Origin of the sequence: Pseudomonas helleri, assembly GCF_045830615.1 — a bacterium.
Lineage (GTDB): Bacteria > Pseudomonadota > Gammaproteobacteria > Pseudomonadales > Pseudomonadaceae > Aquipseudomonas > Aquipseudomonas helleri.
On the sequence record NZ_CP174501.1, the window covers coordinates 1 to 14531 of the forward strand.

14 protein-coding genes and 1 tRNA gene are annotated in these 14531 nt (G+C 58.8%); 4 read left to right on the forward strand and 11 right to left on the reverse strand.

Annotation, left to right across the window (positions count from 1 at the left end; translation table 11 throughout):
- Nucleotides 1-2010, forward strand: a complete 2010-nt coding sequence (rep, locus tag ACJJU9_RS00005; protein ID WP_048372620.1) for a DNA helicase Rep — start codon at nucleotides 1-3, stop codon at nucleotides 2008-2010.
- Nucleotides 2011-2066: 56 nt separating this feature from the next.
- Nucleotides 2067-2639 carry a xanthine phosphoribosyltransferase gene (locus ACJJU9_RS00010; RefSeq protein ID WP_123750669.1) on the forward strand — a complete coding sequence of 191 codons (573 nt, stop codon included), beginning with the start codon at nucleotides 2067-2069 and terminating at the stop codon, nucleotides 2637-2639.
- Nucleotides 2640-2721: 82 nt separating this feature from the next.
- Here the strand turns inward: ACJJU9_RS00010 and ACJJU9_RS00015 are convergent, their stop codons facing one another.
- The 6 genes from ACJJU9_RS00015 to dadA form a co-directional block, all read right to left on the reverse strand.
- Nucleotides 2722-4659 (reverse strand): acetyl-CoA hydrolase/transferase C-terminal domain-containing protein, encoded by a 1938-nt coding sequence (locus tag ACJJU9_RS00015; RefSeq protein WP_407729795.1) that lies wholly within the window; start codon nucleotides 4657-4659, stop codon nucleotides 2722-2724.
- Between the two features lie 157 nt (nucleotides 4660-4816).
- A complete protein-coding gene (locus ACJJU9_RS00020; protein WP_048387143.1) occupies nucleotides 4817-5233 on the reverse strand; it encodes a cytochrome c5 family protein in 417 nt (138 codons plus the stop codon).
- Nucleotides 5234-5413: 180 nt separating this feature from the next.
- Nucleotides 5414-5962: a cupin domain-containing protein gene (locus tag ACJJU9_RS00025; protein ID WP_048372525.1), complete on the reverse strand. Its 549-nt coding sequence runs from the start codon at nucleotides 5960-5962 to the stop codon at nucleotides 5414-5416.
- Between the two features lie 126 nt (nucleotides 5963-6088).
- A complete protein-coding gene (gene alr / locus ACJJU9_RS00030) occupies nucleotides 6089-7162 on the reverse strand; it encodes an alanine racemase (protein WP_407729796.1) in 1074 nt (357 codons plus the stop codon).
- Between the two features lie 101 nt (nucleotides 7163-7263).
- Entirely contained in the window at nucleotides 7264-7617 is a 354-nt protein-coding gene (locus ACJJU9_RS00035; RefSeq protein WP_407729797.1) for a RidA family protein, read from the reverse strand.
- A complete protein-coding gene (gene dadA, locus ACJJU9_RS00040; protein ID WP_153327554.1) occupies nucleotides 7589-8890 on the reverse strand; it encodes a D-amino acid dehydrogenase in 1302 nt (433 codons plus the stop codon). Before dadA ends, ACJJU9_RS00035 begins: the two co-directional genes overlap by 29 nt.
- Nucleotides 8891-9046: 156 nt before the next feature.
- On the opposite strand from dadA, the gene ACJJU9_RS00045 reads away from it, so the two are divergent.
- Nucleotides 9047-9535, forward strand: a complete 489-nt coding sequence (locus tag ACJJU9_RS00045) for an Lrp/AsnC ligand binding domain-containing protein (RefSeq protein ID WP_003437842.1) — start codon at nucleotides 9047-9049, stop codon at nucleotides 9533-9535.
- An 89-nt stretch (nucleotides 9536-9624) separates the two neighbouring features.
- Here the strand turns inward: ACJJU9_RS00045 and ACJJU9_RS00050 are convergent, their stop codons facing one another.
- Complete coding sequence (locus ACJJU9_RS00050; protein ID WP_048372517.1) at nucleotides 9625-10566, reverse strand: alpha/beta hydrolase; 942 nt, start codon at nucleotides 10564-10566, stop codon at nucleotides 9625-9627.
- Between the two features lie 108 nt (nucleotides 10567-10674).
- Between ACJJU9_RS00050 and ACJJU9_RS00055 the strand changes: the two genes are divergently transcribed.
- On the forward strand, nucleotides 10675-11268 hold the full coding sequence (locus ACJJU9_RS00055; RefSeq protein ID WP_407729798.1) for a DUF6436 domain-containing protein: 594 nt from the start codon (nucleotides 10675-10677) through the stop codon (nucleotides 11266-11268).
- A gap of 9 nt (nucleotides 11269-11277) precedes the next feature.
- On the opposite strand, the gene ACJJU9_RS00060 is transcribed toward ACJJU9_RS00055, so the two are convergent.
- From ACJJU9_RS00060 to ACJJU9_RS00075, 4 genes are all read right to left on the reverse strand, one after another.
- Nucleotides 11278-11350, reverse strand: a tRNA-Ile gene (locus ACJJU9_RS00060).
- Nucleotides 11341-12714, reverse strand: coding sequence for an MFS transporter (locus tag ACJJU9_RS00065; RefSeq protein ID WP_407729799.1), 1374 nt, complete (start codon nucleotides 12712-12714; stop codon nucleotides 11341-11343). The genes ACJJU9_RS00060 and ACJJU9_RS00065 overlap by 10 nt, the downstream gene beginning before the upstream one ends.
- A gap of 20 nt (nucleotides 12715-12734) precedes the next feature.
- On the reverse strand, nucleotides 12735-13646 hold the full coding sequence (locus ACJJU9_RS00070; protein ID WP_407729800.1) for a 2OG-Fe(II) oxygenase family protein: 912 nt from the start codon (nucleotides 13644-13646) through the stop codon (nucleotides 12735-12737).
- On the reverse strand, nucleotides 13624-14511 hold the full coding sequence (locus ACJJU9_RS00075; RefSeq protein WP_407729801.1) for a 2OG-Fe(II) oxygenase family protein: 888 nt from the start codon (nucleotides 14509-14511) through the stop codon (nucleotides 13624-13626). Before ACJJU9_RS00075 ends, ACJJU9_RS00070 begins: the two co-directional genes overlap by 23 nt.
- Nucleotides 14512-14531: the final 20 nt, after the last annotated feature.

Sequence of the window (14531 nt, forward strand, 5' to 3'; positions counted from 1 at the left end):
ATGTCCCGACTCAATCCCCGGCAGCAAGAAGCCGTGAGCTACGTCGGCGGCCCTCTTTTGGTGCTCGCCGGTGCAGGCTCCGGCAAAACCAGCGTAATTACCCGAAAAATCGCGCACCTTATTCAGAACTGCGGCATCCGTGCCCAGTACATCGTCGCCATGACCTTTACCAACAAGGCGGCGCGCGAGATGAAGGAGCGCGTGGGCACGCTGCTCAAAAAAGGTGAGGGCCGAGGCCTGACGGTCAGCACGTTCCACAACCTGGGGCTGAACATCATCCGCAAGGAGCACGCGCGGCTGGGGTACAAGCCGGGCTTTTCGATCTTTGACGAGGCCGACGTCAAGGCGCTGATGACCGACATCATGCAAAAGGAATACTCGGGTGATGACGGGGTCGACGAAATCAAGAACATGATCGGCTCGTGGAAAAACGACCTGATCCTGCCGCCTCAGGCCCTGGAAAATGCGCGCAACCCCAAGGAACAGACGGCGGCCATCGTCTACACCCACTACCAGCGCACGCTCAAAGCCTACAACGCGGTGGACTTTGACGACCTGATCCTGCTGCCGGTAAAGCTCTTTGAAGAGCACGCCGACATCCTCGAAAAGTGGCAGAACAAGGTGCGCTACCTGCTGGTAGACGAATACCAGGACACCAACGCCAGCCAGTATTTGCTGGTCAAGTACCTGATCGGCAGCCGCAACCAGTTCACCGTGGTAGGCGATGATGATCAGTCGATCTACGCCTGGCGCGGCGCCCGCCCGGAAAACCTGATGCTGCTCAAGGACGATTACCCGTCCTTGAAAGTGGTGATGCTGGAGCAAAACTATCGCTCCACCAGCCGTATTCTGCGCTGCGCCAACGTGCTGATTTCGAACAACCCGCACGCCTTCGAGAAACAGCTGTGGAGTGAGATGGGCCACGGCGATGAAATTCGTGTGATTCGTTGCCGCAACGAAGACGCCGAAGCCGAGCGCGTCGCGGTCGAGATTTTGACCCTGCACCTGCGCACAGACCGGCCTTACAGCGATTTTGCGATTCTGTATCGCGGCAACTATCAAGCAAAACTGATCGAACTGAAGTTGCAGCACCACCAGATCCCTTACCGCCTGTCGGGCGGTAACAGCTTCTTCGGGCGTCAGGAAGTGAAAGACCTGATGGCCTACTTCCGGCTGATTGTGAACCCGGACGACGACAACGCCTTCTTGCGGGTGATCAACGTCCCACGGCGTGAGATCGGCTCGACCACGCTGGAAAAACTCGGTAACTACGCCACCGAGCGCAAAATCTCGATGTACGCGGCCACCGATGAAATCGGTCTGGGCGAGCATCTGGACAGCCGGTTCACCGACCGCCTGGCCCGTTTCAAACGGTTCATGGACCGCGTGCGTGAACAATGCGCGGGCGAAGACCCGATTGCCGCGCTGCGCAGCATGATCATGGACATCGACTACGAGAACTGGCTGCGCACCAACAGCTCCAGCGAAAAGGCCGCGGATTACCGCATGTCCAACGTCTGGTTTTTGGTCGAGGCGTTGAAAAACACCCTTGAGAAAGACGAAGACGGCGCCATGACCGTCGAAGAAGCCATCGGCAAGCTGGTGTTGCGCGACATGCTCGAGCGCCAGCAAGAAGAGGAAGACGGCGCCGAAGGCGTGCAGATGATGACGCTGCACGCCTCCAAAGGCCTGGAATTCCCCTACGTGTTCATCATGGGCATGGAAGAAGAGATCCTGCCGCACCGTTCCAGCATCGAAGCCGACACCATCGAAGAAGAACGCCGACTGGCCTACGTGGGCATTACCCGCGCCCGTCAGACGCTGGCGTTTACCTTTGCAGCCAAGCGCAAGCAGTACGGCGAAATCATTGATTGTGCGCCGAGCCGCTTCCTGGATGAGTTGCCACCGGACGATCTGGCCTGGGAAGGCAATGACGACACCCCCACCGAAGTGAAAGCGGTTCGCGGAAATACGGCATTGGCCGATATACGCGCGATGTTAAAACGCTAAAATCGACTACTTTTTACTCTACCTTCAGCGCATAGGCGCTATTTGAGGACGTTACGTTGGAAGCACTGCACAAGAAAATTCGCGAAGAAGGCATCGTGCTTTCCGATCAGGTTTTGAAGGTTGATGCCTTTTTGAACCACCAGATCGATCCACAGCTGATGAGAGAAATCGGCGATGAGTTCGCGCGTTTGTTCGCTGATGCGGGCATCACCAAGATCGTGACCATCGAAGCCTCGGGCATTGCCCCGGCGGTGATGACCGGCCTGAACCTGGGCGTTCCGGTGATCTTTGCACGCAAGCACCAGTCCCTGACCCTGACTGAAAACCTGCTGACCGCGACGGTGTACTCGTTCACCAAGCAAACGGAAAGCACCGTGGCCATCTCGCCGCGTCACCTGAAAAGCACCGACCGCGTGCTGGTCATCGATGACTTCCTGGCGAACGGCAAAGCGTCCCAGGCGCTGATTTCGATCATCAAGCAAGCCGGCGCCACCGTGGCTGGCCTGGGCATCGTGATCGAGAAGTCGTTCCAGGGCGGCCGTGCCGAACTGGACTCGCAGGGCTACCGCGTTGAGTCCCTGGCACGGGTTAAATCCCTGGCCGACGGCCAAGTGACGTTTATCGAGTAACTACCCCGATCTGTTAGCCGCTGCCGCAGGCTGCGATCTTTTAAAGATGAAAAGATCGCAGCCTGCGGCAGCTCCTACGGGGTCAGTGGTGGTGGGGGGCTTTTGCAGTCGCCTGCAACCCCGCCAGCAGTACGCGCTGATACACCTCTTCGCGCAGCCCGTCCGGGTCTGTGAGCTGCATGCGCGCCAGATGCTCGGGGAACGCCTGCGGCGACGGCGCTTCAAGGGCAGCCTTGCCAAGCCGGTAGAGTTGCGTGAGCTTGAATTTGCTCTTGAGCCAGTTCAAGGCGCGCAGCAAGTCTTGCTCCTGGGTGCTGAAATCGCTGCCCAGCGGGTACTCCGGGAATAAATGCGGATGGCGGGCAGCAATCGCCTGCAAGCGTTCCGGGCTGTTGTCGGCAAAGCGCGGTTGCAGTTGAAAGTCTTTGGGCAGTTTGCCCACCTGCTGCGCCTGGGCGATCAGTTCGGTCTGGAAACGTGAGTCGGTGATGTTGAGCAGTGCCTCGATCACGTGCCGGTCGGTTTTGCCGCGCAAATCAGCAATGCCGTATTCAGTAACCACGATGTCGCGCAAATGGCGCGGGATCGTACAGTGGCCATATTCCCAGACGATGTTGGAACTGACATCGCCGCCCGACTCGCGCCAACTGCGCAGGATGATCACCGAGCGCGCATCGTGCAGCGCATGGGCCTGCGCGACAAAGTTGTATTGCCCCCCTACTCCGCTGAGCACACGCCCGTCTTGCAACTGATCCGCCACCCCGGCGCCCAGCAAGGTCGCAGTGAACGCGCTGTTCACAAAGCGCGCATCGCGGCGTTGCAAGCGCTTCAGCGTTTCTTGGCCATACAGCTCGTTGATGTAGCTGATGGCGGTCATGTTGAATTCGGCGCGCTTGCTGTGGGGCAGTTCGTTCAAGCGCTGATAAAACTCCTGCGGGCCCAGCAGAAAACCGCCGTGCACGCTGATGCCATCGGTGTGCAGGCTTTCGTCGAGGGTACCGGCGTTGGCTTGGGTCTGGCGTTCGACATCGGGGTACACCTTGCGCCGCACAATGCCGGCGTCGACCAGCACCATCAGCCCGTGCACAAACATTTCGCTGCAGCCATACAGGCCCTGGGCAAAGGGTTCTATCCCGCCTTCGCGCTCAATCAGGTTACGCCACGGGCTGATGTCCAGGTCGTCGAGCAAGGCGCAATAACCTTCGTTGTCCGCCTGGCGTGCGAGCAGCGAGGCGGTCAGCGCATCGCCCATGGCGCCGATGCCGATTTGCAGGGTGCCGCCGTCACGGATCAAGGTGCTGGCATGGTGGCCAATAAAGTGGTCTTGCAGGTTGACCGGCATGCTGGGCGTGGAAAACAGCGTGGTGCGCTCTTCGTCGTCGATCAGCAGGTCGAAAGCGTCTGCATCGAGTTCTGAGTCGCCGGGCATGTAGGGCAAGTCGCTGTGCACCTGGCCGAGCAGCAGGATGGTTTCGCCCGCCTCACGGCGCTTGGTGATCATCGGCAAGAGGTCGAGGGTGATGTCCGGGTTGCAGCTCAGGCTCAGGCGATCCGGGGCCTGGGGGTTACGGGCCACCAGTTGCGCCACCAGGTTCAAGCCGTTGGCGTTGATGTCGCGGGCAGCGTGGCTGTAGTTGCTGCTGACGTAATCCTGTTGCGCCGGTGGGCTGTTGAGCAAGCTGCCTGGCTGCATGAAAAACTGCTCGACGTTGATGTTGGGCGGCAGGCTGTCGCGGTGCAGGTCGGCGAGGTAATCCAGCTCGATATAGTCGCCAAACACGCGCTCTACGAATGGTTGCAGAAAGCGCTTTTGCAAGCCGTCGCCCAGCGCCGGGCGGCCCAGGCTCAAGGCGGTGTAGATGGTTAGTTGGCGTTCGGGCAGTTGCTTGATTCGCTGATACAGCGCGTTCACAAAGCGATTGGCTTTGCCCAGGCCCAAGGGCAAGCCCAAGTGGATGTGGGTGGGCAGCCGAGACAGTGCTTCATCGACTGCGCGCTCGATCGAACAGGATTGCACCATCGGATCCTCCAGGAACTTGCGTGTCTAGCGAATAGACCGAGAGTGACCGGAGTTGGTTGCAAAGCGCAAGGCGCAAACACTTTCAAACTGTAGGAGCGAGCTTGCCTCGCGATCTTTTAAACCATCAAAACATCGCGAGGTAAGAGACGGCGGGGAGTTATAAGCCAGACATTTTCTGGATCGCGGCTTTGAGCTCGGCGTCGCTGCATTCGCCGCACGTGCCTTTTGGCGGCATGGCGTTGAGCCCGGTAATCGCCTTGGCCAAGAGGCCATCAAGGCCGCCTTCTTTGTCGGCGCGGGCTTTCCAGGCAGCGGTGTCGCCGATTTTCGGCGCTTCCAGCAAGCCAATGCTGTGGCAAGCAGTGCAGTGTTTGGCGATCACGTCATCGGGGCTCATGCCTCCCCCGCTCGCGGCTGCGGTCGCGCCACCTCCACCCGCGGCACATTCCTGGCCTTGAATGCAGACTTTACCCACAGGCTCCAGGCGTTTTGCTATCTCATCAGCCGACGTTGTGGCCTGGGCGTTGGCAGCCCAAAGGGCCAGTACTGTTGCTGGTACGGCCAGCATTTTCATAATTAGGTTCACGCGTACACCCTCAATGGTGGCTATTCACGCCCACAACCACGGTTTTGCAGGCGGCGAAAGTATACCGATTAGCCAGACGCACTGAAACAACCCTAATTTTAGAAGGGGAATAGGCGTGACCGATGAATGTCGCGGGCGCCGCCAGAGCTGTGCAGGGCGACGCTTTGCTTAGAAGTTCGCGGGGGTGGCTGCGCTGATTAGTCGCGCCGCTACGTCGAACGGGTTGCGGAAACGGTGCGGTTTCGAGCTCTCGAAGTAGTAGCTGTCACCGGCTTCCAGCACGAACGTCTCCAGACCGACAGTCAACTCCAGGCGGCCCTCGACGAGGATCCCGGTTTCTTCGCCTTCGTGGGTCAGCATTTCATCCCCGGTGTCAGCGCCCGGTGGATAAATTTCGTTGAGGAAGGCAATGGCCCGGCTCGGATGCGCCCGGCCGACCAGTTTCATGGTCACCGCACCATCTGAGATGTCGATCAGCTCATTGGCTTTGTAGACAATCTGGGTCGGTTTTTCCTGAAGAATCTCTTCGGAAAAAAACTCCACCATAGACATGGGAATGCCACTCAGCACTTTTCTCAGGGAGCTTATGGACGGGCTCACGCTGTTCTTTTCGATCATCGAAATGGTGCTGTTGGTCACGCCGGCGCGCTTGGCAAGCTCGCGCTGTGACAAACCTTTGATTTTGCGGATGGATTGCAGTCGTTCACCGACGTCCAATGCAGGAGCCTCCAGGGATCAGATTCAGGTCAAGATGGCGCCATCATGGCGATAGTGTTCAGTATTTACAACACTTTGACTTGAAACCTGAGAGCCCGGTCAGCCCTGCATTTTGCATACAACCCATCAGCTCCCGGAATAGAGCCGTGGCACTCGTTTCAGGTTGCAAAAAATTTGGTAGGGAATGGTTTCAGCTTTTTCCGCGAGTTCGCTGGCAAGAATGTTTTTGCCCCACAACTCAACGGTCGAACCCAGACCGGCGTCGGGCACATCCGTGAGGTCGATGCACAGCATGTCCATCGACACCCGGCCGAGCAATTGGCTGCGCTGGCCGGCCACCAGTACCGGCGTGCCGGTCGGTGCATGACGCGGGTAGCCGTCGGCATAACCCATGGCGACGACGCCGATGCGCATCGGTTTGGGGGTGATGAATTTTGCGCCATAGCCCACCGGTTCACCGGCGGGCAGTTCGCGTACGCAAATGACTTTGGACTCCACGGTCATCACTGGTTGCAGGCGTGCGGCCAGTGGGTGGTCTTGTTCAAAGGGGGTAGCACCGTAGAGCATCAGGCCGGGGCGCACCCAGTCGCTCGGCACGCTTGGCCAGCCCAGAATGGCAGGTGAGTTGCGCAAGCTGACTTCGGCAGACAAGTCGTCACGAGCCGCCAGGAACACCGCCACCTGCTCGACGCTGCGCAGGCTGTCGAGTTCATCGGCGCGGGCGAAGTGGCTCATCAGCACGATCTTCGTGACTTTGCCGCTGGCTTGCAGGCGTTGGTAAGCGCTTTTGTACTCGCTTGGGTGCAAGCCGACGCGGTGCATGCCGGTGTCGAGCTTGAGCCACACCTGAATCGGCTTGGCCAGTGTGGCCTGCTCGATAGCATCGAGTTGCCAGAGCGAATGCACGACGCACCACAAGTCATGTTCGACGATCAGCGGCAGTTCATCGGCTTCAAAAAAACCTTCGAGCAGCAGAATCGGCGCGCGAATGCCGGCGGCGCGCAGTTCCAGTGCTTCTTCGATACAGGCCACCGCAAAACCATCGGCCTCGGCTTCCAGGGCTTGGGCGCAACGCACGGCGCCGTGGCCGTAGGCATCGGCCTTGATCACCGCGAGGGCTTTGGCCCCCGTCACTTCACGGGCCAGTTGGTAGTTGTGTCGCAGGGCTTGAAGGTCGATCAGGGCACGGGCTGGGCGCATGGCGGCAGGCTTCTAACGGCAGTTGAATAAAAAAACGGTGCGTACCGCGGCGTTAACCGCGTACCGCACCGCAAGAGGGACTTTGCTTGGCAACGGTGACGTTAAGGCAGTGCAGCCACCACCGACAATTCCACCAGAATCTCGGGTTCGCACAGTTTGGCTTCTACGGTGGCGCGGGCCGGTTGCACGCCTTTTGGCAGCCACTTGTCCCACACACTGTTCATGCCCGCGAAGTCAGCATCAATGTCTTTGAGGTAGATGGTCACCGACAGAATGTGGCTTTTGTCGGTGCCTGCCAGATCCAGCAAACGCTCGATGTTTGTCAGGGTTTCGCGGGTCTGCTGCTCAATCCCTGCGTTCATGTCGTCGCCGACTTGCCCGGACAGGTAAACGGTGCCGTTATGAGCCACGATCTGGCTCATGCGGTCATTGGTGAGCTGGCGCTGGATTGCCATGTTTTGCAGTCTCCTGGTGGTTGCCGTAACGAGAAATATCGAGGCCTTCGGCGCTGATTTGTGGGGTCTTTTTGGCCATCACGTCAGCGAGGAAGCGACCAGAGCCGCACGCCATGGTCCAGCCGAGTGTGCCATGACCGGTGTTCAGGAACAGGTTTTTGAACGGGGTCGCGCCCACAATCGGTGTGCCGTCCGGGGTGGCTGGACGCAGGCCGGTCCAGAAACTGGCCTTGCTCAAATCGCCGCCCTGAGGGTAAAGGTCGTTGACGCACAGTTCCAGGGTTTCGCGCCGTTGTGGCTTCAGCGACAGGTCAAACCCGGCGATTTCCGCCATGCCGCCGACGCGAATGCGGTTGTCGAAACGGGTGATCGCGATCTTGAAGGTTTCGTCCAGAATGGTCGAGGTCGGGGCCATGGCCGGGTTGGTGATCGGGATGGTCAGCGAGTAACCCTTGAGCGGGTAAACCGGCGCCTTGATACCCAGCGGCTTGAGCATTTGTGGCGAGTAGCTGCCCAGGGCCAGCACGTAGCGGTCAGCGGTTTCGAGCTTGCCGTCGATCATCACGCCATTGATGCGATCGCCTGCGTAGTCCAGGCGCTGAATGTCCTGTCCGAAGCGGAATTCGACACCCAGTTGAATGGCCATTTCAGCCAGGCGGGTGGTAAACATCTGGCAGTCGCCAGTTTGGTCATTCGGCAGGCGCAAGGCGCCGGACAGAATGTTGGTGACGCTGGCCAGCGCCGGTTCAACACGGGCGATGCCTTCACGGTCGAGCAGCTCAAACGGCACGCCCGACTCTTTGAGTACGGCGATGTCTTTGGCCGCGCCGTCCAGTTGCGCCTGGGTGCGGAACAGTTGCGTGGTACCGAGGTTGCGGGCCTCGTAGGCAATGCCGGTTTCTGCGCGCAGTTCATCGAGGCAGTCACGGCTGTACTCGGACAGACGCACCATGCGCTCTTTGTTCACGGCATAACGGCTGGCGGTGCAGTTGCGCAGCATCTGCGCCATCCACAGGTATTGGTCGATGTCGCCAGTGGCCTTGATCGCCAACGGTGCGTGGCGCTCCATCAGCCACTTGATGGCTTTGAGCGGCACGCCCGGCGCGGCCCACGGTGAGGCATAGCCAGGCGAAACCTGGCCGGCGTTGGCAAAGCTGGTTTCCATTGCCACGGCAGGCTGACGGTCTACCACGACCACGTCGAACCCGGCTCGGGCCAGATAATAGGCGCTGGCTGTGCCAATCACGCCGCCACCCAATACCATAACGCGCATATTTTTATCCCTCATCGCGGCCCGCCGCAGACGTTTATTATTCAAAGCGAAGATGCGCGCAGTATAAGAAGCTTTAGCCAGTGAGTTTCACTGTATAACCAGCTATATTTGGCGACAATTCTCGGCCAAAACGCTTTTGACAAAGGAGAATCTCCTATGCGTACAAATCACCAAACAAAGCGTGAATTAGACAAGATCGACCGCAATATTTTGCGCATTCTGCAGGCCGACGGGCGCATCTCGTTTACCGAGCTGGGCGAGAAAGTCGGGCTGTCGACCACGCCCTGCACCGAGCGCGTACGCAGGCTGGAGCGCGAAGGGATCATCATGGGCTACAACGCCCGGCTCAACCCGCAGCACTTGCAGGGCAGTTTGCTGGTGTTTGTCGAAATCAGCCTCGACTACAAATCTGGCGACACATTTGAAGAATTCCGACGCGCCGTTCTGAAACTGCCCCATGTGCTGGAGTGCCACCTGGTGTCCGGTGACTTCGACTATTTGGTCAAGGCGCGGATCAGCGAGATGGCCTCGTACCGCAAACTGCTGGGCGACATTTTGCTCAAGCTGCCCCACGTGCGGGAGTCCAAGAGCTACATCGTGATGGAAGAAGTCAAAGAAAGCCTGAACCTGCCGATCCCGGATTGATAGTAGGAGCGAGCTTGCCTCGCGATCTCTTGATCTTTAAAAATCAAAAGATCGCGAGGCAAGCTCGCTCCTACAGGGTCGTTTTGAGGTCAAAAGTGCTGATCCAGAAACGCAAAATACTGCGCCCGAATGTCGGCAGTTTCATTGGCCAGATGGTGACGGGCCTGGGGAATCAGCAGCACCTGCGGGTGATTGAACTTGGCGTCCAGCACCTTGAGGTTGTGTTCCCAATCAACGGTTTTATCCGCCTGGCCCTGAATCACCAAGGGCTGGCGGGCGCTCGGCGGCAAGGCCTCGACGCGAGGGATCCAGCGCGCCATGGCGCCGACCCAGGCGGTGGGCAGGCGCACGGGCTGTAGCGGATCGGCCTGCAAAAACGGCATGAAGTCGGGGTCATTGGTGTTCTCGCTGAAGCGCCGCTCAATGCCTTTAACAAAGGGCCTGAGCAGGTAATAGCTGAACTTGGACCACTGCCAGTCTTTGGGTCGCACCAGCGGCGCCAGCAAGATGGCCTGGCCCTGGGCCGGGCTCTGCTCGCCGTGATGAAGCAAATGGTCCAGCACCACGGCACCGCCGGTGCTCTGCCCGATTAAGTGCCAGGGCTGCGGCAGGTTCAGCGACTGGGCCTCGATAAACAGGCCTTGCAGCGCCTCCTGGTACTGATAAAAGTCGCCGATGCTGGCGCGCTCGCCGCTCGACAGACCATGGCCCGGCAAGTCGCAGGCAATGACCACAAAACCGTGGTTCAACCCCCACTCGATCACATGCCGATACAGCCCCATGTGATCGTAAAAACCGTGGATCACAAACAGCGTGGCTTTGGGGGTGGACTCAGGCCACCACACCTGGCTGACCAAGTCGTAGCCTGCGGCACTGAAGCGCCCCAACTGACGACGGACCGGTACTGCGCGCTGCGCAAAGTCCAGCCCGTAAAAATGCTGGTATGCCAGATCCTCACTCGATAAAGGCTGACCTGCGACCAACGGTTGTAAATGGGGGCGCAAGGACTCGGGGGAAAACGCGACAGACATAGGGGTTCCAAACAGAAAGGCATGAAGGCAGAACAGTCTTTATAGCTGACGATATTCTGCTGTCAGTTTAAGCATGGCAAGCTACGCGCCCTTTCAGGAACATTCAGCATGCCCATAACGACCCTTAAAACCTGGTTTGCCTGGCTGTTGGTGCTGACCTGCGCCGTGGGTGTGTGGGCCGCCTACCAGTGGTTTGAGGGGCGTTACATCCGTGCGTTCAACGATCAGACTGTTTTGTTTGCCGGGGACGTGCTGGCCCTGCCCGCAGACCTCTCGGGCCCCGGGCCGATTCGCGTGGTGCACTTCTGGGACCCGGCCTGCCCGTGCAATGTCGGCAACCAGCAACACTTGAGCGAACTGCTGGCGACCTACGTCCCACAGGGCGTTGAGTTCTATGCCGTCCAAAAGCCCGGCAGCCAGGGCCAGTTGCCTGCCAGCCTGGGTGCGATCAAACCCCTGACCGCCCTGCCCGGCGCCGAACACCTGAGCGTCAGCCCGGCGGTTGCCATCTGGGACCGCAGCGGCCAACTGGCCTACTTCGGCCCCTACAGCGAAGGCGCCACCTGCAACGCCAGCAACAGCTTCATCGAACCTGTGCTGCAAGCCTTGACCCAAGGCCGCAGCGTCAACGCCACCCACACCCTGGCGGTGGGGTGTTACTGCCCGTGGTCGTCGAAGCAGTCACTGCCCATGCAGCGTTGAAAGCAATGATTGGCCGGGAAGGGCTCGAACCTTCCACCTCACCCTTATCAAGAGTGCGCTCTACCCGCTGAGCTACCGGCCAGTTAACTTATCCACAGGTTGCTGACCTGTGTGCCCGCCCCAATACCGCTGCCCTGCCCACAACATCAAGCTGGCAACGAAACAACAAAGGGCGAGGCTGGTAAATACCCCCTGAATGTCCAGCATTTCGCCCGTGCTGCGTCCAGCGAGAATGACACCGAAGCCTGCCGCCAAGGTGATGATGGTTTTGGTCAGGCCGCTGGCCACACCCGTTACGTGCTCACCCACAACAGCTTGCGTCGCGATTAATGTCAGCGCATTGGCGACCCCTAGAAATCCTCCACATAAGGTGACCAGCAGCAGATAGAGCCATTCGCTTAGTGCAAACGCAGCGCCCAGCAGTAACGCCGCGCTGGCGCACAGGCAGGTAGCCATCGCTCTCACTGCGCAAGATGACGGGATGCGGCCAGCAATGGGCCCACCGCAGGCCAGAAGCACCGCCGAGCCAAGGAATGCGATACCTGCTTGCAAGGGGCTCAACCCCCACACACTTTGCAACGACAACGGCACCACAAACAGATGCACCACCGTCGAGGTATTCACCACGGCCCCGGCTAACGTCAGCATCCAGTACGGTGCATTGCGAAACAGGCAAGTCGCGATCAGAGGGGTGGCGGCGTGTTTTTCGCGCCAGGCAAACAGACTGAAACTGAGCACCATTGCGCTGACGATCAAGACCGTTTGCGGGCTTACCCATGCGCGAGTGCCCAGTTCATCCAGCAAGAAGCCGAAGGCGACCAGCCCTACACTGACCAACAGCAACCCCAGCCCATCCACGGCTGCGCGCTCGCCTGACGGGTGTTGCCCGGCTATTGGCCAGCAACACCCGAGTGCGAACAGCACCACGGGCACATTGATCCAGAAAATAAACCGCCAACTGAACCATTGGCTCATTGCAGCCCCTATAAAAGGGCCAATCACCGTGGCGATGGCCCCAAGCCCTAACGCCAAACCCATTGCCCGACCGCGACGTGCACTGGGGTACACATGGCTCAACAGTGCGAGGCCCGAGGGCATGATGCAGGCGGCGCCGATGCCCTGAAGCACACGCGCAGCAATTAGCCCGTTCAGTGTCGGCGTAACGGCACACAGTAATGACGCCAGGCCGAACAGCGACAGCCCTGTGCGCAACATACGGCGATGGCCAATACCATCACTCAAGCGGCCGGCAGCCAGCATCAACGTACCGACGCAGAGCAAATAACCACTCACCACCCATTTAACGTGTGCTACCGACGCCGCAAAGTCATGGGCGATGGGCAGCAGCGCCAAATTCAATGCAAACGCATCCAGTTGAATACAAAAAATCCCGGCTGAAAAGGCCAGTAATGCCAGACGTTGAGACCGTTCAGAAGTCGATTTCATGGCCACCTGCGGGTTGGCGTTCAATACAAGCCCACTGAATGGGGTTGGTACGTCTGGTCAAGAATGGATGTGAGGAACTGCTCAAAGTCGGCCACTAACTCAAGGCCATGCTCTGGCTTATAGGTGTAAAGGCCTTCGCACATCTGTTTGTCGAGGCTGCTGTCGAGAAACAACGCGTATGAAAAACGGTCCTCTCTGGCATGTTCAGGTCGCTGCTGCACAACCCTGTGCGCGACTGCTGCGACGGGCCTGGCTGTGTGTCGGGTCAGGATTTCCATCGCGCATCCGAAGTTGACGATAAAACACCCGGGCCGGGGGTCAATCGGGCACCAGATACCCTCGCGCAAAACCTCAAGCCCAGGCTCCAGTGAGCGCAACACCGTGACCCAGCCGGAGTCTTTGTGAACGTTCAAGCCGCGCGCTTTTACGTGGGGGCGAAAATGATTGAACGTTAACGTATGGGTACCCGCCTGGGTCATGCAGTGCCCTGTAGCTTTGAGCCAAAGTGCGCGTGGAATATCCAGATGCTTCAGTACGGCCAGCATCACCTCGATGGCCAAGGCTTTCAGATGTTGCGCCAAGCTGCACAGTGCTTGGGGAAACAGCTGTTGCCAATGTGTGCTGCGCAAAAAGAATTGTTCTGTCTGATCTGCATCTCTGCAGAAATACCCTTGAAGAGGGCCGAGTTCGGTTTCGGTTTGGGTTTTAAATCCGCGATAAGCGCAGCCGCGTGGCTCGTTTGGAGGCGGGGGCAAATAAAAGTGGCGGGCGAATCGATCTCCCGGCGCAAGGTCAATTGGCGCGGAGGGCTCAACGAAGAAAAAACCGTCGAGTAGCGCCTGTTGCATGCCGTTGGCCTGATCAAATTGCAGGCCATGATTGGTCAGCGTGGCTTGTTGCCACGGGCGATTACACGCGGGAATGGAAGGCATAGCCCATTCCTTGCGCTTTTTGCACTGAAAAGGCTTTGAACGACTGATACCTGTCCAAGGCGCCCGATGGGTTGTATTGATAGAGGTCCATATCAAAGTCAGGCCCCATGTACACCGTAAATGACGACCGATCCGGCGCCTGCGCTGAGGGCCGGGTTTCGATAACGCGGTGCAAGACGGCCCGGCCAGGCAAGGGCAAATGGGCTGTCAGGATTTGATAGGCGTCGCCCAAGTTGACGATAAAACAGCGTGGCTCCAGTGCAACGGCTTGCCACACGCCCTTGTGGAGGATTTCGAATCCTGGCTGATCGGCTGCGATCAGGGTGATAAAACCGCTGTCAGTGTGTTCGACGATCCCCAGCGTGCCTCTGACACAGGCACGGTAGTGGTTGAGGGTTGTGTAACACAGGCTTGTCTCGTCCAGCGTTGCCCCGGTGATGGTTGCCCAGTGCTCCTTGCGCACCGCTGAGGCCTCAAACAAATGACGCAAGACCTGTACCGTCAGGATTTTCATGGCCTCCAGTAACTCGGTTACAGGCAATGCAAAATACTCGTGCCACAGATGGCTCTCGATTTGCAGTTGTTCGACCTGATTGGGGCGATCTTCGTAGCCTAACTTTGAGCGTGGGTGGGCATGCTCACGATGGCCGCGCATTCGATCCAGAGTGTCTAGCCGGGGTTGATAAAAATTACGGCACAACTCAAAGCCCTGGTTCAGGTCTACACCCTGCGGGATTTCCAGCAAAAATGCGCCAAGGCTTAGCGCCTGTTCAAGCGTGCTCTTGCTGAAGGCCAGGCCGTGGTGGGTCAAACGTGCTCGGGGCAACGCTATCGCACGGGGTTGATCGGCTGCGGATAAGCTCATGCTACCTCCACTGAAGCGTC

Coding starts and splice junctions, on each gene's coding strand:
- rep (WP_048372620.1), top strand. CDS start 1: ATGTCCCGACTCAATCCCCGGCAGCAAGAAGCCGTGAGCTACGTCGGC.
- ACJJU9_RS00015 (WP_407729795.1), bottom strand. CDS start 4,659: ATGGTGCAATCCTGTTCGATCGAGCGCGCAGTCGATGAAGCACTGTCT.
- ACJJU9_RS00020 (WP_048387143.1), bottom strand. CDS start 5,233: ATGAAAATGCTGGCCGTACCAGCAACAGTACTGGCCCTTTGGGCTGCC.
- alr (WP_407729796.1), bottom strand. CDS start 7,162: ATGCGCCCAGCCCGTGCCCTGATCGACCTTCAAGCCCTGCGACACAAC.
- ACJJU9_RS00035 (WP_407729797.1), bottom strand. CDS start 7,617: ATGGCAATCCAGCGCCAGCTCACCAATGACCGCATGAGCCAGATCGTG.
- dadA (WP_153327554.1), bottom strand. CDS start 8,890: ATGCGCGTTATGGTATTGGGTGGCGGCGTGATTGGCACAGCCAGCGCC.
- ACJJU9_RS00045 (WP_003437842.1), top strand. CDS start 9,047: ATGCGTACAAATCACCAAACAAAGCGTGAATTAGACAAGATCGACCGC.
- ACJJU9_RS00050 (WP_048372517.1), bottom strand. CDS start 10,566: ATGTCTGTCGCGTTTTCCCCCGAGTCCTTGCGCCCCCATTTACAACCG.
- ACJJU9_RS00055 (WP_407729798.1), top strand. CDS start 10,675: ATGCCCATAACGACCCTTAAAACCTGGTTTGCCTGGCTGTTGGTGCTG.
- ACJJU9_RS00065 (WP_407729799.1), bottom strand. CDS start 12,714: ATGAAATCGACTTCTGAACGGTCTCAACGTCTGGCATTACTGGCCTTT.
- ACJJU9_RS00070 (WP_407729800.1), bottom strand. CDS start 13,646: ATGCCTTCCATTCCCGCGTGTAATCGCCCGTGGCAACAAGCCACGCTG.
- ACJJU9_RS00075 (WP_407729801.1), bottom strand. CDS start 14,511: ATGAGCTTATCCGCAGCCGATCAACCCCGTGCGATAGCGTTGCCCCGA.